We start from the raw sequence: 19,677 nt of genomic DNA, 5'->3' as shown, positions 1-19,677 counted from the left end.
GCACTCTACGAAAATACCGTCAAGAAAAGATACGATCGAACCAGACTTCGTAAATTTGGAACATTGCTTGTCCAAGACCATCACGGATCTAAATAATCCCCCAAATTGCTATTTATTGTCGGAACAGGCTGTGGCGTTGTTGTGTTCTTACGTTTCGAGCTGCTGTCTGTTCCCTTATTTGAGGAAGAAGAATCGCTGTCTGTCCCGGCATTCCCGGTTGACGAATTCTTGGTCTGCGTATCATCATTCGACTGGTTATACTGCAGATTGGAAATCTGTTCACTATCCATATCATAAACATAACTTCCACTCACATCTACGCCATCTTCTGCTTCTGCCGCAAAATCAATCGTTAGCCTGCTCCCATTTTGTTCCGCGAGCTTGTACACCGCAATTGCTCCACTTTTAAACTGAATCTGTGTGTCATTATATTTGGCAAAGATACTGCTGAGAATATCATTGCCGTCTTCCTGCCGGTACAGTTCCGTAGCTTTATCAACATCATACAGCACAAATGTCTGTGCTTTAGTGCCATTATAGATCAATACTGCATATCGTCCGGACGAAGCATCAGATTGCGGCACCCACTTCAACTCGCAAAAATATCCCTTGACCTCGTTCATCTTTTTCTTGTTTTGGGACATCATGATCTGACCGATTTCCGGACTTCCGGTCGTGTCAGTGGTCGTCTGCACGCGCATACACTCGTTGCCATCGGCATCTTCCAAAGTCTCTGTCTTGCTGACTCCCGCTTCCTCTGTTCCCTGTGACGCCCTTCTATGCTGATTCAATTCATCAGACGATAATTTCTTTGCCAGGAACTTTGTTGCATCGCTGTCCCAAATATAGTACAGCTTTCCATCGGAGAGCTGCATATAAAACAAGTCCTTCACGTCCGATTCCTGACTCGGCTTCACAGACTGCATCGATGCCGCCTGCTCCCCATATACCGCCTCTGAGACGATCTGCAAACCGGTCTCCTGCATCTGAAACATTACGTACACATACGTCCGCAAGTTCTTAACCTGTTTTGCTGGTGTCGGCGTGACGTTCTCGTTGCCCATGCTTGACGCTGTTTTTGACTTGCTGTCCGTTTTGTTGGACAGCAATCTCCCGATCTGCTTTTGCTCTGTTGCATCCCACGCTCTCTGCTGTCCCAAAAGCAGTTCTTGAATCCCATCATTATTATAGTCACCGGTCTGCAGCTTCAATCCCTCCGGGAAATAAAGCGTATCCTTCGCAATCCCCTGCTCTCGAAACACTTTCTGCAGGTCAACAACTGCCAATTCACTGCCTGCTGCATCCGCAAGCTGCAGCTCATAACTGTTTGCCAGGATCCTGCCGTTGGCTTCATTACGCTTATGCCGCAAGGAAACTGTCTGTTTCAGTCCACTTGGCGACAATACATCTGTCTGCGAAATGATGAGATTCGTTTTCCTCGTGTCCTTATTTGCGGACAGTTTCTCACTCCCGGCATTCCACGTTCCTCCCGCCCATACATTTTGAACCGGACGCAACAAAAAAAGCCAGAAAAACATCAAAAGCAAAAGGATCACACCGGTCATTTTATAACGCATTCGGTCGGATCCCTGATGCAGCAAACGCTGCGACCGTCTCTCTAAGTCTGTTTCAAAGCTTGCACACGCAGTAAATGGCACACGGCTTTCCTGCGGTACAATGTTCAAAATCCCTTGTATATACGCATTCTTGTCTGCCGCACTGCATCCGTCCACGGCACATTCATCGCACGCCATCTGCTCATCCCGTCTAACCAAAAATACGGCAGCCCATACGCAAGGATCGTACCAATGCAAAAGCAGCGCCGCTACATAAAACGCATTCCAAAGATTGCTTCTGCGAGCACGTCGACACTCCATATGTGCTAATGTATATTTCGCCTCCTGCACATTCATCGTTTCCGGCAAAAACACACGATTCACGAACAGACCTGTCATGACCGGCAATTCGACCGCTGACTGGTACAAAGTACCCTCCAGTCGTTTTTCCCGCATACGGATCGCGGAACGCACCTTTCCCGCCCGAATCACCAAAAGAACTACCAATAACAGCATTCCTGCAAAGTATCCTATCGCCATGATCCGATAGAGAGACGTTACTTGTATGTTCGCTTGCCATACATCGCGCAGACTGCGAAGCAGTCCGCCATGCTGCGCATCGATATCAAGTCCTACATCTGCTAAAAATCGATGGTAACTGCGATTCCACGGCGGAACAATACTAAACGTACTGGAAATCTGGATCGGACACACGATCCGCAAAAAATACAACCGCCACAGCCATACCATATATTTCTTTGGCAGACCACTTATAACCACACGCAAAAACAGCAGCGGCAGGAACAAACTCACAGCCGCCGCTTCCATTGCGATCACAGTATAAAAAAAACGATACAAAAAAGCAAAGCCAGCGCTTTGCTTTGCAAGAATTGCTAAAGCAATTCTTGGCGATGTCGCGCTACACAACAGCAGTTTCCTATAAATGAAAAAGCAAAGCCAGCGCTTTGCTTTGCAAGAATTGCTAAAGCAATTCTTGGTGATGTCACGCCACACAACAGCAATTTCATATCAATTAAAATATCCAAGTGCATTACTATGCCTCCGCATTCACCTTCATTTTTGCCCAATTACACATTATAAAGCGGTTTGTCGCAATACGCAAGCAGGAATACATCGGTTTGCCGTAATACGAAAGCAGGAATAAAGCTGTTTACCGTAATACGCAATACGCAAGACTGAACTTTGGTTGCAATTCCCATGCCAACGTGGTACATTTGAACTACCGCTTAAAATGATAGCTAGATCATAATAGAAAAATAAGGAGTGCCTATGAACGATTTATTTTTGAAAGTTGCTGCTGCAACGCCGGACATCCGTGTTGCAGATCCCGATTACAATACAGAGCAGATCATCAAATGTATGCAGAAAGCAAATGCAGAGCATGCGAAGCTGTTGGTTTTGCCGGAACTTTGTCTGACCGGCTATACCTGTGGCGATCTCTTTTTACAAAAGGCGTTATTAGACGGTGCCATCTCCGGCCTGAACCGTATTCGGAAAGTGTCCGCTAATATGGATATGATGACCATTGTTGGTCTGCCTTTTTCTTATATGAACCGGCTATATAACGTAGCCGCTGTCGTATTCCATGGAGAAGTAATATGTCTGATCCCCAAAACTTTTATTCCGAATTATTCCGAATTTTATGAAGCAAGGCATTTTACAGCCGCCCCGAAAGAGGGCATTTTCCTTCATATGCCGGAACTTTGCGATGAGGAGGGATTAGATCTCATCTGGTTTGGCAGCAAGACCTTGTTTCAAGCAGACAATATGCCGGGATTGATCATTGGTGCGGAGATCTGCGAGGACTTATGGACTGCAGCGCCACCTTCTACCGCACACGCTCTGCACGGTGCAACCGTCATTGTTAATCTGTCGGCCAGTGACGAAACAACCGGCAAAGATATCTATCGCCGTGAGTTAGTAACCGGACAGTCTGCCCGCCTTTTGTGTGCATATATTTATGCAGATGCAGGAGAAGGCGAATCCTCTACGGATCTTGTATTCGCCGGGCATAATCTGATTGCCGAAAACGGTACACTGCTCAACGAAAGCAAGCGTTTCCAAAATGGTATGATCCTGTCTGAGATCGATCTGGGGCGTTTAACCAGTGAGCGTAGACGAATTTCCACGTTTCCACAAATTGTTCCGGGCACCGATGAGTCAGAGAAAGATGCTTATCAGATTATTCATTTTACATTTCAGCAGGTGGAAGAGACAACGCTCACAAGACATTATGAACGAACACCGTTTGTCCCGAACAGTAAGGCAGACCGCGACCGCCGCTGCGATGAAATTTTACACATTCAGGCGATGGGACTCAAAAAAAGATTGGCGCATACCCATTGCACCAGCGCTGTGATCGGCATATCCGGCGGATTGGACTCAACGCTGGCTCTGTTAGTTACTGCGAAAGCCTTTGATCTGCTTGGACTTGACCGAAGTGGAATCGTTGCCGTCACGATGCCTTGTTTTGGCACGACCGACCGCACTTACCAAAACGCCTGCACACTCACAAAGCAGCTCGGCGCAACACTAAAAGAAGTCCCGATCCACGAAGCAGTTGAACTTCATTTTCGGGACATCGGACACGATCCGAGCAGCCATGATGTTACGTATGAAAACTCACAGGCCAGACAGCGCACACTGATCTTAATGGATCTTGCCAACCAGTCAAATGGTATGGTGATCGGTACCGGTGACATGTCAGAGCTGGCACTCGGCTGGGCAACTTACAACGGCGACCATATGTCCATGTATGGCGTCAACGCGTCCGTTCCAAAGACGTTGGTTCGTTATTTGGTATCCTATTATGCGGAAACAACGGAAGATCCTTCGCTAAAAGCTGTGTTATTAGATGTCTTAGATACCCCGGTAAGTCCGGAACTCCTGCCTCCAAAGGACGGCAAGATTGCTCAGAAAACAGAAAATATTGTAGGTCCTTATGAACTGCATGATTTCTTCTTGTATTATCTAATGCGTTTTGGATATGCACCGACGAAAATCTTTCGTTTGGCAAAATATACATTTGCGGGAGAATACGATGATAAAACCATCTATAAATGGTTGAGAACATTTTATTGGCGTTTCTTCGCCCAGCAATTTAAGCGTTCCTGTCTGCCGGATGGGCCAAAGGTCGGCAGCGTTGCATTGTCACCGCGCGGCGACTGGCGTATGCCTAGTGATGCCTCCGCTGCTCTTTGGATGAAAGAATTGGATACGATCGAACAATCTCTTTGATTATCAAAAACGTTCTAATGCCCGTGTCGGAATTTCATTGCCGGTGCGGGCATCTAATATGCTCTCTGTTTCGCTCAGTGCATTCTGATACCACATTGCTGCTTCCGCCAGATCCCCACACTCTTCAAAATAAGCTCCAAGTTCACAGCATAGCTCAGAAGTAGGTGCCGTCACTGCATCCCGCAATGCATATGCCAAAAAATGCGAAACATCTCCCTCCAAACGATAACCTCGTGTCAGCACACAGATTGCCTCTCGAAGCGCATCCTGTCCACTGTCCGGATCCTCCATTACTCTTTGGAAAAATCCCTTCGCTCTGTTAAAATCGCTGACGTCTCCACAGCGATACAATTCCATTGCGTACATGTGGCGCAATTTGTCGGACAACAGTTTCTCACGATCCGCTGCGGCTGCCAGTGCCTCTAGGTCTCTTTTGGCATGTCCGGGCGATGGTCTGTGCTGAATACGTATCTCACTGTCAAACACAACCGGCTCCAAACGTAACGTCTCATGAATCGGATCGATCCAAGTAAACGAACGCAGTCTCTTATATAATTTAGGGCGGTACTCCTCCGCAAAATTATATACGGTACTAAGTTCCGGCGGTGTGCAATATAGCATTTGCACGATCTCAACCTCAGGCAGCAATACCTTTTTGAGCTGCAATAATTTCTGCAGCTCTTCCGGCTCCAAATATTCATCGGCATCTGCCGTATAAATGTAATCACCGGTTGCCTTGGAAGCTGCATAGTTCCTTGCCTCTGCAAAGTTTCCTGTCCACGCAAAATCATAGATCTGATCGGTATACGCTGCGGCGATCTTTTTGGTTGCATCGGTAGATCCGGTATCCACTATAATGATCTCATCCATCGCTGATGCCATGGACTCCAAGCACCGATTCAAAACTGCCTCTTCATTTTTCACAATCATACAAAGGCTAAATTTCATGCCCTTCTCCTCCTGGCACACACTACTGCAGTGTCTCGCGCTTCATTCTGACATAACTTATTCTGCAGTGTCTCACGCCCTGTTCCAATGCACACACTACCGCAATGTCTCGCGCTTCATTCTGACACAACTTATTCTGCAGTGTCTCACGCCCTGTTCCAATGCACACACTACCGCAGCGTGTCTCATGCCACATCCTGATACATCTTATTCTGTGTCGTCCCCGGTATCGCCTCCGACATCATCCGGCTGTGTATTATCGCTCGGCACATCACTTGGGTCATCATCAATAGTCGTTGGTGGTTCCGTTACCTCCGGCTCTGCCTTTGGTGTTGCCGTAACAACCGGCTTTTTGGTTGCTTTTGGCTTTGCCGTCTCCTCCGGTGTTTCTGTCTCACGAGCCTCAGGATCGATCGTTTCACGTGGTTTTGTCGAGTAACTTCCATCTTTCTTGTCTGACTTGCTGCTTGATGATTCCGATTCCACAAAATCCTTATTCTCCAGGCCGATATGAATCTCATTCATAAAGTTTTCCCAAATTGTTAGCGGATACGTACTTCCGTACAGATCCTCTAATGTTCTTGGCGAATCATATCCCACCCATACCGTCGTTGTATAATATGGAGTAAATCCACAGAACCATCCATCTTTTTTGTCGTTCGTCGTTCCCGTCTTACCGGCGCAAGACATATTGTTCAATTCATGTCCTGCTGCTGTACCACTTGTCAATACACCGGTCAAAATATCTGTCATGGAACGTGCTGCATTTTTCTCATAGACTTTCGTTCCTTTCCGCTTGGTTCCGTTATTCTTCAAAATAACATTTCCCTCGGAATCTGTAATCTTCTTAATGCAGGTCGGCTCGCGGTAAACGCCATCATTTGCGATCGTCGCATACGCAGAAGCCATCTCGACCGTTGTCACGCCGTTCGTCAGTCCACCAAGCGATGCAGATAGATAATAGTCATTGTCTACAATATTGGCAAAATGCATTTTGAGCGGATAACTAAGACCAACCTTCGGCGTAATTTCCTTAAAGATCTTCCAAGCGACAACGTTCTTGGACTTCTCTACGGCACGGCGCAACGTGATCTTTCCAAGATAGCTGTTGCCCGAGTTGCTAGGGCCACCCTTAAACCTTGAATCATCTACGATCGAATTCGGTGTATAGCCGCGTTCCAATGCAGGCGTATATACCGCTACCGGCTTAAAGCAGCTACCCGGCTGACGATAACTCTGGAAAGCTCGATTCAACGTATAACCCGTCGTTGATTTCTGCTTACGTCCACCGACAATTGCAACTACGAATCCCGTCTCATTGTCAATGCAAGTAGCCGCGCCCTGTAACTTGTAAGTACCATCCTTTGTTTTTTCCTTAAATCCTTTCAGAGCATCATTCACACTCGTCTGCAGTTTTTTCTGTCTGGAACGACTGAGCGATGTATAAATATGATAGCCGCCGGTATTCAACTGTGTTCTACACTCGTCGTACAGCGTATCGTACTCTTTTTGATAATTTTTGCGATCCGCGTCATTGGCAAATTCATAGCGGAACTCAAATCCATGTTGCTGCATCAACGCTTTTGTCGCACAACTGATCGCATACGTAGCCATATAGTCCTGACTCTTGATCGCCTCTGCCGGATCCAGGACAATCTCCGTATAAGAAGCATCGCTGTACTCTGCCTCCGTAATTTTCTTTTCCTGCAAAAGCTGTTTCAAAATACGGTCTTTACGCTTGATCGCATTGTCATAATGTTCCAACGGATTATACGTTTCCGGTCGGTTCGGGATCGAACACAAAAATGCCACCTCTGCAAGATTCAGCTCCGAAGTTCCCTTGCTAAAGTAAGCTCTGCTGGCTGACTCGATACCGTACTTCGCATTTGCAAAACATACGTTATTAATGTAAAATTCCAAAATCTGGTCTTTGGTATATTTCTTCTCCAGCTCCATTGCGTAAAAAATTTCACGCACTTTTCGCTCATACGTTTTATCATCCGTCAAATAGATCTTACGGGCAAGCTGCTGCGTGATCGTACTTCCGCCTCGAGAAATCTTTTCATGGAACAAACGACTCTTTACAAGCAGCACTGCCGCTTTCATAGTGGAGAGAATATTCACTCCGTCATGTTCATAAAAATCTCGATCTTCCGTCACGATAAAACAATCTTTCACCGATTGCGGAATTTGATCAAACGCCAAATAATAGGAATCTTTGTCTCCCCGCAACTTGGCGATCACTTTTTTATCTGCCGAATAAATAAAACTGGTCTCCGAAGAACGGAACGTTTCCGTCGTCGATGACTGCACATCCTGCTTTGCCTGATTGCGCCAACGCAACAGATCATCTCCAAATTTAACGTAAAAAACAATCATTACTGCCATGATGATCAATAATATGACAAGCAATGCAATTTTCATCGCCAACCGAAGCTTCGGATGCTTTCGCTCTTTTTTGCGGTGTGAACTTTTGTCCCCCGCTACTCTAAATCCACTCATATCCTCCTCTTTCTGCGCAGTCTTATATCAACTTTTTGCGCCCCTTATTTTCTGTATCACATTTAGCAATTTCCCCTTAACAACTCGCAGATCCACTCTTCTAGAGCTTTCCAGCTCGTCTCGCACGCTGATCTGCTCGCTTCTCCAAGAGGCTCATTATATGATATTTCGTACTTTTTACGGCATTATAATAGCATATTTCTATAAAAATTTCATCCTTTCCATAGCATTTCACAAAATTGTAAGATTCAGTCATGATCTCGTATGACATCTTTTTTAAGCCTTATTTCATAAATTCCATTAATAAGAACAAAGCCAGCGCTTTGCTTTGCAAGAATTGCTAAAGCAATTTTTGGTGGTATAACGTAACAGCACGAGTAATTTCCTATTCCGTAATAAAAGCAGAGGATGTACTTTAGTCACATCCTCTGCCAGTAGTTATACACTTTTTAGTTGTCAACTCATGTTTCAAGAAACATAGTAAACATTACTTGATGACTTTCACTTTTATCTTGTATCGTTTCTTTAAAAATTTTCGTTCCTTATACATTTCTGAGTTCTTTGGTGTTTTTATGGTAATGTTGGAAAGGTTGCACTTTAATCCCCGATAATAAAATATGCTGTCAATGTACATCCAAAGATTTTTTATGCCTTTAGGAACCGTCACACTTCTCAGTTTCGGGCAACTAGTAAACACATATTCTCCAAGTTTCTTAACTCCTTTTTTTAGCACTACAGACTTTAACTTTTTGCAATCTGAAAATGTTTCATCCAATTCCACTTTTCCGTATATGGTTATCTTCTTCAAAGCAGATTCTTGAAATGCACTCCCGCCCAATTCTTTCAGTTTCCTAGGCATCCTAATGTAATTCAACGAACAGCGCACAAACGCACTCTGTCCAATCACCTTTACCGTATCCGGCAGGATCACCTTTTTAATGTTGGTGCAGAAGGAAAAAGCGAAATCTGCTATCTTTGTTGTTCCCTTTTTTACTTTGACCGTTTTTGCCATATACTTCCTTGGTACAAGAAGCAGTTTCTTTCCATTTTTCGTATACAACATTCCCTTGTATGACCTATACCACTTGTTAGCCGATGCCACGTTAAATTTCTTCAGATGTACCAGATAAGACTGCAGTTCTCCGCAATACCCTTCCGTCAGCCCTATTCCTGCATAAATATTTATAACCTTGACTGTCTTCGGAATACTCAAGTACTCAACCTTTGGAACCGGATTGTCCTCATGTTCTCCGTAAAATTCATCTCGAAAATAGTAATTTGAGCTACAGCTAAATACATCCATCAGTTCAATCTTCGTTACTGTTTTACCATTGATCTTCTCCGGTACGGCAACCTTTTTTTGTTCCATTGGTATCGCAACGATCGTTGCCGTATTCTTCTTATCCGAATAAAGATAAGTAAATCCGTCTTTCTGACCAAATTTACCATAATCCTCCGCAAATTCGGTAAAATATCTTTCACACAGTTTTACGTATCTGTCATCCGCATTTGCCGTTGTCGACTTCGAAAATATTGTTACGATACACAATAGTATCATCACTGCATAATACCTGCTTTTCATAATAATCACCTGTCCTTTCCTGCATCTCCGCCACATAATTACTGACTGTTACTGATAACTTTATTTCATAATAAATCAACCATCTCCCCGCGAATATGTTCGCCATGTGGATGTTGGTGCAAATGACGTATCCAACTTTCTTGCATATGTATAAATCCTAAACATGCATATATTATTTTTTCCGGGAACCACTGTATCATATGTCCCGCCGAAATTATTAAATACATTATGTTCAAACTTATTATGACGGTAATAATAATCTTTCAACAATCCTGTGACCACAACCTTGGCACCATGAGTATATCTTCTTCCACTTGAGCCCGGACTATCCGCATAATTTTGATGTGATTTCTTTTTTCTTCCGGAATCCGCCACGTTATCATCCAAAGCCGAATATGTCATTCCTGTCGTTGATGTATAAGCATCTAATTTTTTTATTATTTGCTTATACTCATCTTTAGTAAATATATTCTTTCCTCCTTCTCCGATCACATTGACCTTAAGTTTACTTTTCATGTCGTCACTATTTGGCACAATCGATTTGTGAGAAAATGCATCCCCTGCTACATGCAGTGCCATGCCAAGCACCCGCAGTGCTCTGTTATTGGCAGCCGCATTGGTCCCGGTATAGGCATTTGGGATGTTATAAGCCTTACCGCCTTTTTTAAGTTCTTTGGTACAGATAATATTGATCGCCTTATTGATATATGACAGATTTGCCAGATCAATGACTGCACCTTTGGCAGAATCGCTGTTCATGATCTCCGTAATGCTTTTACCCGGATTCTTTTTCTGTAAATATGCGATCTTATACAGGTAATAGACTGTTGTAATATAATTGGTAAATTTGTGCGCATGCAGGTTCGGTACATCCTTTGCCAAGGTGAGTTTTGTACCCCCGCTTGTTCCACTGCAGGTATCCACTGCCAGACTAACCGCTTTTAGCACAGCTATCTTTTTATCCGTGTATTTTGATTTCAAGTTCGCATCCGATACAGCATCGCTAATAAGACTATTGTGTCCTTTTTCCATCCACTTCGCCACCACTCCCGGTATCTCATACCGGTCTTCTGCAGTAACATGGCTCCCACACTCCGGCAGATCACTTGTGCTGCAATTAGGCTTATAAACAACATCAAAATCTTTCGCCAACTCCGATGCAGCTTTATAGTCGACGATCTTTCCGTTCCCATCAGCAAGCTGTTTGGCACTGACATCCATGCATTGTCGTATCTTATCGGCAGACCAGTCTGCATGGTTCTCCCACAGTTTCGCCGCTACCGCAGCAATATGCGGTACTGCCATACTGGTACCGGATTCCACGGTCAATCCTCCCAACTGGGCAAGTACCGGAATATACTCTCCCGGTGCTGACAGTTCAACGTCCGCTCCCTGTACCGAACAGTCTGCCGGCGACATATCTGCACTGACACCACCAACAGCCATGACTTCCTCATATGCGGCCGGATATAATATTTGATCCGTTTCTTTTTCATTTGCTCCTCCTTACCCATGTCACTTTTCACATGTAAAAAATAGATACTCTAGATACAAAAAATAATTCACTCTATACAGAACTTCCGTTAGTTACATCTTTAGTACACCATAGATCTGTTACCTTGTCAACAATATCAGCGTAATCTTAATAATTCTTAAGAATTTGGACATATCTGATCATCTATATAAAAAAACCTCGCCCCTTTTGAGATGCGAAATTGATGGATATCTGGTTGAAGATTCACAAAATACTCGCAAGGAAAATTCAAACCTTTTAACACCTTAATCATCATGAAAAAAAGTGATTAAATAACTGGAACATTGAGGGCAAAACATATATCCATAAAAAAGCACACATAAGCAAGCTAAATTTCCCAAAATCCTAATTCCAGTCACCCAATTCAATTCGTCCCTCCCCCTACTTCAATAACATAGTAAATGAATATCATATTATCTTGCATTTTCCATACCAAATGCTACTGTTATCTATATCTGCCATATATTTCCTATTATATGGACTTGTAAAATCTTCTGGTATGGAAAGTTTGAGTTGATTTTTTCTGTATAACACGGAAAAATATGGGAATGCTGTCATTGAAAGCAAGATTGATCACCTTGCACAAAGCGAACGAATTTCGCGACACCAACATGATACCTGCAATATGATGCTAGGGCTCCCCTAGATTTACAGGATCAAAAAAGACAGGAGGATTACTATGTTTTACCATAACTTATCTGATACAGACACCATTCTTACGCGCGTTTCCACTCGGCTGCAACAGCCTCAAAACACTGGCCGCAGGAGACGTTATAGCAAAGCTGTTGCATTACTGTTGCTTTTTACAGTGTCTTTCGCTACATTGTTGACCGGACTGCGTGCAGTAAATGCAAACGCTGTACATACCAGCTTCACCCATTCTCAACAAGCAAAGGCCAAGGCTCATCAGATAAATTCCCCATCGACTGATCTTGTCGATAGTATGATTCGACTGCACGTCATTGCCAATAGCAATTCGACTGCCGATCAAACATTGAAATATCAAGTACGAGATGCCATTATTAACGAGCTGCAGCAAGATTTGGCAAATGCAGCAGATCCACAAGAAGCAGAACAGCGAATTTGCGCCGAAAAAGATTATATTATGAATACTGCTGAAAAAGTGATTCGCTCACACGGTTTTTCCTACCCGGTATCTGTGTCACTGGAAGATCGCTATTTTCCAACCAAACAATATGGCGATTTGACCTTTCCACCGGGAACGTATCGTGCACTTTGTGTGGAAATTGGCAAATCCGAAGGCCGTAACTGGTGGTGTGTGCTATTTCCATGTCTTTGTTTCGTTGACGAGACTACGGCTGTAGTCCCAGAAGACTCTAAACAAAAGTTGAAGCAGCATATAACCACAGAAGAATATAACCGCCTTACAGCCACTTCCTCTCCGGCGCCAAAGAAAAAAACGCCATCGCCTTCTCCCAAGGTCTCGTTTCACTCCGGCATCTATGACTGGATTACCTCTCACTAGTCAAATAGGTGTTGAAACAAGCTCCCTTGCGTTGCGAATTTGTGATATAATGAGCCTCAGAGAAAAACAAGCGGCTGTGAAGCAGACATTTGTTTTTCTGGGCTCATTAACGAGCAAATAAGCTTGTGAAACAAGCGAATAAGCTCTGAAAGAGCGTATTTGCGAGTTTAATAAAAAGGCTAATTGATGGATATTAATAAGCCTCAGAGAACAACAAGGAGGATACTTTTTTGGATAATAACGTAGTATTGACATTACGAATGGAACAATTAGACAGCGAAGATGGTGATGGAATTATAAATACATATCCAGCAAAATACCGTAAAGTCGGTGACTGGCATGTATTTTCCTACGAGAAACCGTCTCCTCAGACCCTGGAGACCGCACCAAAAATCTTCTTAAGATAAGAGACGAAGAAGTAATCTTGATCAAGAAAGGTACCATCAATTCTACCATGGAATTTCGCAATGATGATGTTTTCCGCGGTTTTTATGACACACCTTACGGAGCTTTGCAAATGGTGCTCAACACTGGTCTGGTACAGATGACAAACGATCCGGACACCATAAAGGAACTAGAACTGGAAGGTGAACCGGATCTCTATACTGCCATTGAGTATGAACTTCAGATGGGCGGAAATAGTCTCGGCAAATACGCTATGGAAATATTGATCAATAACAAGCCGATCGCTTAATTGATATCAGACCATTTTGGATATTTTCCATTGTAAATATCTCGGATTTGTTTGGTCGATAAGTCTGTGATTGGATTGTTCTTTTGCAGCACGATTGCAATCGCATCATCAAAGAGCTTGGTGGAAAGCTGCATACACTCTCGCAGCTCTTCGACAGCCTTTTCCGACAATTTATTTCCATGTTTCTTCATCAGCAGATAGGACTGCTCAATCTCATCACAACGGTCAGCGATTCTCTCAATATTATTAGATACGCATAATAACCCCGCCGTCTGCTCTGACTGTAACTCTGTCAAATTACCGCTTGCAAACATCTTCGAAATATAATTCGAAATGCATACCTGCAGTTCCTTGACATTGTCTGAACATTCTGCAAATCTGCCTTCTGCCGCCTTTGCTTTTCTTTCCCTCTACGTTACGAGCATTTTTCTATACTGTAAAAAAGCAAAGCCAGCGCTTATAAAACAAAAAAACCTGCAAAGTACATTACATACCTTGCAGGTTCCATGTTTGAAATCTTATTTATGTTTCTTTTTGGTGTCTTTTTCAAGTTCTGCACGTTTCTGATTCAGTTCTTTTGACTTCTTCTCAGCACGTTCACGCATACGCTCACCAAGCTTTTTCTTGCCCTTAGGTGCATGCTCTAAATTGTTGTGAAGTCCCTTTACATCCATAATGTAAATTCCGCTGATCGTCGCACGAATCTCTTTCTTAACCGGAATCAGATCAAAGATCTTGTCCTCGCAGATAAGAGACATGATTCTCGGACCAATCTTTGCTTTGACGATCGGCACCTTGCGTCCGCGCATATACTTCGGCACCTGTTCAAGCACCATTGGCGGCAGTCCCGAATCTTTGAACTTCATCTTTTTCTTATCAATGACCAGAAGCTTGGCACTTTGGGCAGCCTCCTGCAACTGTCTCTGTGAATCTTCCTGTCTGTCCTGCAGTTTCTTACCATAAATACTTAACGCAACCAACGCCGCAATCAACAACACAATAACAACGAGCATTACTATGACCCATGTTGATACACCGTATACCGGCATTACATTCCATGTGTAATCCATCTTAATTCCTCCATCTGTTCATTCTATATACCAGCCATTGACAGCTACGCATACTGTGTTATCATAGCACACTTCTTACTTATAATCAAATTGATATACTGTAACAGATAATGGAGGCAGTGTCATTTTGATCGAATAGTCTCTTCCATCAAAAGTAATCTTGTCCGCTGTCACCTTCTTCGCATTGCGCACTCCGGTTCCACCATATGCTTTATCATCCGACGTCAGGATCAACGAATACTCTCCGCTGCATGGAACACCCACCCGGAAATCTTCTCTTTTCACCGGAGTAAAGTTACATACAAAGAGAAGCTGTTTCTTCGTCGTTTTACCTCGGCGCACGAAAGATACCGTACTCTGATCTGCATTCAGACAGCTCATCCACTCAAAGCCCATAATATCATAATCATTCACATACAGCGCTTCATTTTTGCGATACAGTGCATTCAATGCTTTCACATAAGCCTGCATCTGTTTGTTGCGCTCTTCACCAAGCAAATACCAATCCAGACTGCGGCTTTCGCTCCACTCACGATATTGTGCAAATTCTTGTCCCATAAACAATAACTTCTTACCGGGATGTCCATACATGAAGCCATATGCTGCTCTCAGGTTAGCAAACTGGTCATCCAATTCTCCCGGCATTTTGTTGATCATTGATCCCTTACCATGAACAACCTCATCATGCGACAATACCTGAATAAAATTCTCACTATACGCATAATCCATACTAAATGTCAGCTTACCATGATTACCGGAACGGAACAATGGATCCATATGCATATATTCCAAGAAATCATTCATCCAGCCCATATTCCATTTGAATGTAAATCCAAGACCTCCATCGCGCACACTTGTGCTGACTTTTGGCCAAGCTGTAGACTCTTCGGCAATGATCATGCAGCCCGGTACCTGCTTTTCAAATTCGCTATTCATATGACGGAATAAGTTGATCGCATCGTAATTCTCATTACCGCCATCTTCGTTTGGCAGCCACTCGCCATCATCTTTGCCGTAATCCAAATACAGCATAGACGCTACAGCATCTACTCGCAGTCCATCTACATGGAACTTTTTCATCCAAAACAAACCATTGGCAAGCAGGAAATTGCTGACCTCACGCTTGTTGTAATTAAAGATATATGTACCCCAATGCGGATGTTCTCCACGTCTTGGATCCGGATGCTCATACAATGGCTGTCCGTCAAACATACCAAGTCCGTACGCATCTTTCGGGAAATGTGCCGGTACCCAGTCCAAGATCACGCCAATCCCCTTGTCATGCATATAATCTACAAAATACATAAAATCATCCGGATTGCCATATCGTCTGGTCGGAGCATAATATCCCGTCACCTGATATCCCCAAGAGCCGTCAAACGGATGCTCCGCAATTCCCATCAATTCAACATGTGTATATCCCATTTCATGGACATACTTCGCGATCATTGGCGCAAGCTCTCGATAGGAGAAGAATCCATTATCATCATCTTCCACACGTTTTCTCCAAGAACCCAAATGCATCTCATAGATCGCCATCGGCTTCTGCCCCAGAGACTGTCTGGTCTCCTTAGCACGGTCATGCATCCAGCGGTGATCATTCCAATGATATACATTCAGATCTGCCACAACAGATGCGTTATTTGGACGCAACTCAGCACAGTTAGCATACGGATCTGACTTCATCAAGATCTCTCCGGTACGAGTTAAGATCTGGTATTTATACACAGCCCCGGTCTTTACACCCGGAATAAAAATCTCATAAATACCGGACACATTTAACGTACGCATCAAATGCAGTCTGCCATCCCACATATTAAAATCGCCCACAACACTGACCGCTCTTGCATGTGGTGCCCAAACGGCAAAATACACACCCTTTACGCCATCGATCGTCCGAGGATGTGCGCCTAATTTTTCATAAATATTATAGTGATTTCCCTCCGCAAATAAATACAGATCATCATTCGAAAGCTGCGGATCGAATGAATATGGATCCGCTGTCGTTACAATATCATTTTCTCCATATTGAATATGTAAAAGATACGGTTTTTTGTACTTATGATCCGGCACGTATTTTCCAAAAAATCCACTGCCTTCCTGTATCTCTTCCAGTTCTAATGCGTGCTTGCCATTCTTGTCCGTCACAGTAATCTTCTGCGCTTCCGGACGATATACCGTAAACACCTGTCCTTTGCCAAATTCATGTAAACCCAATAAATTATGCGGTGCATTATGATGACCGGCTAGCAGCTCATCATACTCCACCCAGTTGATCCACTGATCCATTTTTTCCTGCATACGTCTTCCCCCATAATTTGTATTTTCCCGGGAATGACCATCGGTCATTCAAAGGCAATTTTAGTATTTCCATTTTAGCATAAAAGCGATGCAAGAACAAGCGGAAGCAGGCTTTTCTGACGCATCCACCAAGCATAGATCTGCATATGTCCCACCGGTGCTTCCCACGCTCCCGTCTCGATCGTACACCACTTTTTACCCTGCTCTGTCAAATAATCTCCAAATGATCCAACGGGCTTTCCGGTCTCTAACACAAGGGGATATCCGGTGCGTCTGCTCATGTATTCTAATGCCGTAAAAAACTGTCGGTAAAAAATAACCTGTCCGGTAGAATGATAATTTATTGTCAACTGCGGTGATACTGCGTTGACAAGATCACGCAGCACGATACTTTCCGGCTGATCTAACGCTTCTTCCGTAAAAATACGGTTGAGATCAACTCCCTTCGCATTTCCTTTCCAGCGTCTTGCCTCTCTCTGTGTCGCGATCTTTTCCTGTAATTCCTGCCGAAGCACCGGATCGATAATGCCTTCGGAGCCAAATTGGCTGATCTGAACGCCATCCGGATTGACCATCGGCAATATATAGACATCATAATGCCGCAGCAATTGCCGATATGGAATCCCCTCCCAAAGAATATCCTCCCCATAACAGCGAAGAAAACGTTCTGCCATCATCATCAAAAGCTGCGCATTTTTCCACTCCCTTGCATGCATTGCCGCCTGAATTACCACGGCATGCTTTGTGAAACCTTTTGTTCCATGTATCCGCAAGCAATATATCTGCCGGTGATCTAATGTTTGACCAAGCGAAGTCAATTCCGTGGAATCCGGATAGCAGATGGCAAGCTCCTGCAGATCACGCTCTAAGTCATAATATGTATACAAACGGTTGTGAATACTGACAATTCCCGACACAAAAAATACCTCCTTTGCATATCATCACGTAATACATACCCTTGTGATTATATGCGTCAGGAGGCATTTGTATTCCTTATTTCTTACATTTTTACAGAGAAGCCACTAATGCATCTACTGCTTTTGCCATCTCTTCCGACTTCTTGTCTGCATCTTCCAGAGACTCTCCAACTACACCAAAGTAGAACTTGATCTTTGGTTCTGTACCGGATGGACGTATACACATCCATACCTTGTCGCTCATATCAAAATACAGTACATTCGACTTTGGCAGGCCGGTAGGCTTAACCTCTCCGCTCGCAATGTCTGTGATCGTATCTGCCTGATAATCACGGAAAGACTCTACCTTATATCCACAGAACTCTTTTGGTGGATTCGTGCGAAGCTCATTCATGATCTCCTGAATCTTCTCCAGTCCTTCGATTCCCTTCATTGTCACAGCCTTCACACCGTCTTTGTAGTATCCGTAACGCTCATACATGGCAAGCATTGCATCCCACAAAGTCATATTTTTGGTCTTATAATATGCTGCAGCCTCGCAAAGAGCCATCGTAGCAACGATCGCATCTTTGTCACGCGCATGTGTGCCGATCAGGCAGCCATAGCTTTCCTCAAAACCAAACAGATACTCACCTTTACCGGTTGTCTCAAAACCGAGGATCTGCTGTCCGATATATTTAAATCCGGTCAATACTTCGATCAAATCAACGCCATAGTATTCTGCGATCGCATCCGCAAGATTCGAAGTAACGATCGTTTTGATCAATTTGCCATCTGCAGGAAGACCCTTTGTCTCCTTCTTCTGAGAGATCTCATAATCTGCAAGCAGGCAGCCTGACATATTACCGGTCAGAGTAATGTACTCTCCGCTCTTGGTATCCTTGACATAAACGCCCAAACGGTCTGCATCCGGATCTGTTGCCAATACAAGATCTGCATCTTTCTCTTTCGCCAGTTTCAGTGCAAGCTCAAATGCTTCTGCTGCCTCTGGATTTGGATAACTTACCGTTGGGAAATCTCCATCCGGAAGTTCCTGCTCCGGAACAACATATACATTCTCAAAACCGATCTCTTTCAATACACGTCTTGCCGGGATATTACCGGTTCCATGAAGTGGTGTATATACGATCTTAAGATCTTTACCGACCTCTTTGATGCTATCCCAATGAATAACCTGTTTCTTTAACTCTTCAATATATTTGTCGTCGATAGCAGCACCGATCTGCTCGTACAATCCCTTTGCCACTGCATCGGACTTGTCCATCGTCTTTACTGTCGCATAATCTGTAACAGCCTTAACTTCATCCATAATTCCTGTATCATGAGGTGGTGTGATCTGTGCACCATCTTCCCAATATACCTTATAACCATTATACTCTGGCGGATTATGACTTGCTGTAATGTTGATACCGGCAACACACTTCAATTCACGCACTGCATAGGAAAGCTCTGGTGTTGGACGAAGAGATTCAAACACATACGCCTTAATTCCATTTGCTGCCAGGCAAAGTGCCGCCTCATCTGCAAATTCCGGTGACATATGACGGGAATCAAAAGCAATTGCAACACCCTGTGCTGCCTTACCTGCTTTGTTGATATAGTTTGCAAGCCCCTGCGTTGCTTTACGCACCGTATAAATATTCATGCGATTCGTGCCTGCACCGATCACTCCACGAAGTCCGGCAGTACCAAACTCAAGATCCTTGTAAAAACGCTCCTTGATCTCTCCATCATCGTTTGCGATTGCTTTTAGCTCAGCCTTTGTCTCCTCATCAAAATAAGGATTTGCCAACCATGCTTCATAAATCTTCTTGTAATCCATTGCTTAC

General features: G+C 43.9%; 14 protein-coding genes and 1 pseudogene. 4 read left to right on the top strand and 11 right to left on the bottom strand.

Annotated elements, in window-relative coordinates; all coding sequences use genetic code 11:
* Positions 1-80 precede the first annotated feature (80 nt).
* Entirely contained in the window at positions 81-2,483 is a 2,403-nt protein-coding gene (locus DW981_RS07175) for a M56 family metallopeptidase (protein WP_118507245.1), read from the bottom strand.
* A gap of 363 nt (positions 2,484-2,846) precedes the next feature.
* Here DW981_RS07175 and DW981_RS07170 point away from each other — a divergent pair, with 363 nt between their 5' ends.
* Complete coding sequence (locus DW981_RS07170; protein ID WP_118507244.1) at positions 2,847-4,814, top strand: NAD(+) synthase; 1,968 nt, start codon at positions 2,847-2,849, stop codon at positions 4,812-4,814.
* 3 nt (positions 4,815-4,817) lie between these two features.
* Here DW981_RS07170 and DW981_RS07165 read toward each other — a convergent pair whose 3' ends face one another.
* The 5 genes and pseudogenes from DW981_RS07165 to DW981_RS07150 form a co-directional block, all read right to left on the bottom strand.
* On the bottom strand, positions 4,818-5,762 hold the full coding sequence (locus DW981_RS07165; protein ID WP_118507243.1) for a glycosyltransferase family 2 protein: 945 nt from the start codon (positions 5,760-5,762) through the stop codon (positions 4,818-4,820).
* A gap of 22 nt (positions 5,763-5,784) precedes the next feature.
* On the bottom strand, positions 5,785-5,958 hold the full coding sequence (locus DW981_RS15075; protein ID WP_182434180.1) for a hypothetical protein: 174 nt from the start codon (positions 5,956-5,958) through the stop codon (positions 5,785-5,787).
* A gap of 11 nt (positions 5,959-5,969) precedes the next feature.
* The gene (locus tag DW981_RS07160; RefSeq protein WP_118507242.1) at positions 5,970-8,264 is read right to left on the bottom strand and encodes a transglycosylase domain-containing protein; all 2,295 of its coding nucleotides are present in this window, start codon (positions 8,262-8,264) and stop codon (positions 5,970-5,972) included.
* A gap of 487 nt (positions 8,265-8,751) precedes the next feature.
* Positions 8,752-9,846 carry a leucine-rich repeat domain-containing protein gene (locus tag DW981_RS07155; protein ID WP_182434179.1) on the bottom strand — a complete coding sequence of 365 codons (1,095 nt, stop codon included), beginning with the start codon at positions 9,844-9,846 and terminating at the stop codon, positions 8,752-8,754.
* Positions 9,847-9,921: 75 nt separating this feature from the next.
* A pseudogene (locus DW981_RS07150) lies at positions 9,922-11,328 on the bottom strand (S8 family serine peptidase); the annotation flags it as partial.
* 731 nt (positions 11,329-12,059) lie between these two features.
* On the opposite strand from DW981_RS07150, the gene spoIIR reads away from it, so the two are divergent.
* From spoIIR to DW981_RS07140, 3 genes are all read left to right on the top strand, one after another.
* Positions 12,060-12,866 carry a stage II sporulation protein R gene (gene spoIIR, locus DW981_RS07145; protein WP_118507239.1) on the top strand — a complete coding sequence of 269 codons (807 nt, stop codon included), beginning with the start codon at positions 12,060-12,062 and terminating at the stop codon, positions 12,864-12,866.
* A 230-nt stretch (positions 12,867-13,096) separates the two neighbouring features.
* On the top strand, positions 13,097-13,273 hold the full coding sequence (locus DW981_RS15070) for a hypothetical protein (protein ID WP_182434178.1): 177 nt from the start codon (positions 13,097-13,099) through the stop codon (positions 13,271-13,273).
* Positions 13,274-13,290: 17 nt separating this feature from the next.
* Positions 13,291-13,560 (top strand): DUF1934 domain-containing protein, encoded by a 270-nt coding sequence (locus DW981_RS07140; RefSeq protein ID WP_243034682.1) that lies wholly within the window; start codon positions 13,291-13,293, stop codon positions 13,558-13,560.
* Here the strand turns inward: DW981_RS07140 and DW981_RS07135 are convergent.
* The 5 genes from DW981_RS07135 to DW981_RS07115 form a co-directional block, all read right to left on the bottom strand.
* Positions 13,557-13,856 carry a hypothetical protein gene (locus DW981_RS07135; protein ID WP_243034681.1) on the bottom strand — a complete coding sequence of 100 codons (300 nt, stop codon included), beginning with the start codon at positions 13,854-13,856 and terminating at the stop codon, positions 13,557-13,559. The genes DW981_RS07140 and DW981_RS07135 overlap by 4 nt on opposite strands.
* A 222-nt stretch (positions 13,857-14,078) precedes the next feature.
* Complete coding sequence (locus DW981_RS07130) at positions 14,079-14,630, bottom strand: hypothetical protein (RefSeq protein WP_022024456.1); 552 nt, start codon at positions 14,628-14,630, stop codon at positions 14,079-14,081.
* 75 nt (positions 14,631-14,705) lie between these two features.
* Entirely contained in the window at positions 14,706-16,931 is a 2,226-nt protein-coding gene (glgB, locus tag DW981_RS07125) for a 1,4-alpha-glucan branching protein GlgB (protein ID WP_118507236.1), read from the bottom strand.
* Positions 16,932-17,005: 74 nt separating this feature from the next.
* Positions 17,006-17,848 (bottom strand): M14 family zinc carboxypeptidase, encoded by an 843-nt coding sequence (locus tag DW981_RS07120; RefSeq protein ID WP_118507235.1) that lies wholly within the window; start codon positions 17,846-17,848, stop codon positions 17,006-17,008.
* A 91-nt stretch (positions 17,849-17,939) separates the two neighbouring features.
* Positions 17,940-19,670: a phospho-sugar mutase gene (locus DW981_RS07115; RefSeq protein WP_118507234.1), complete on the bottom strand. Its 1,731-nt coding sequence runs from the start codon at positions 19,668-19,670 to the stop codon at positions 17,940-17,942.
* Positions 19,671-19,677 lie beyond the last annotated feature (7 nt).

Origin of the sequence: Clostridium sp. AM49-4BH (assembly GCF_003478335.1) — a bacterium.
Lineage (GTDB): Bacteria > Bacillota > Clostridia > Lachnospirales > Lachnospiraceae > Butyribacter.
Note: the sequence above shows the minus strand (reverse complement) of the source record. Positions and strands in the feature narration are given on the sequence as shown.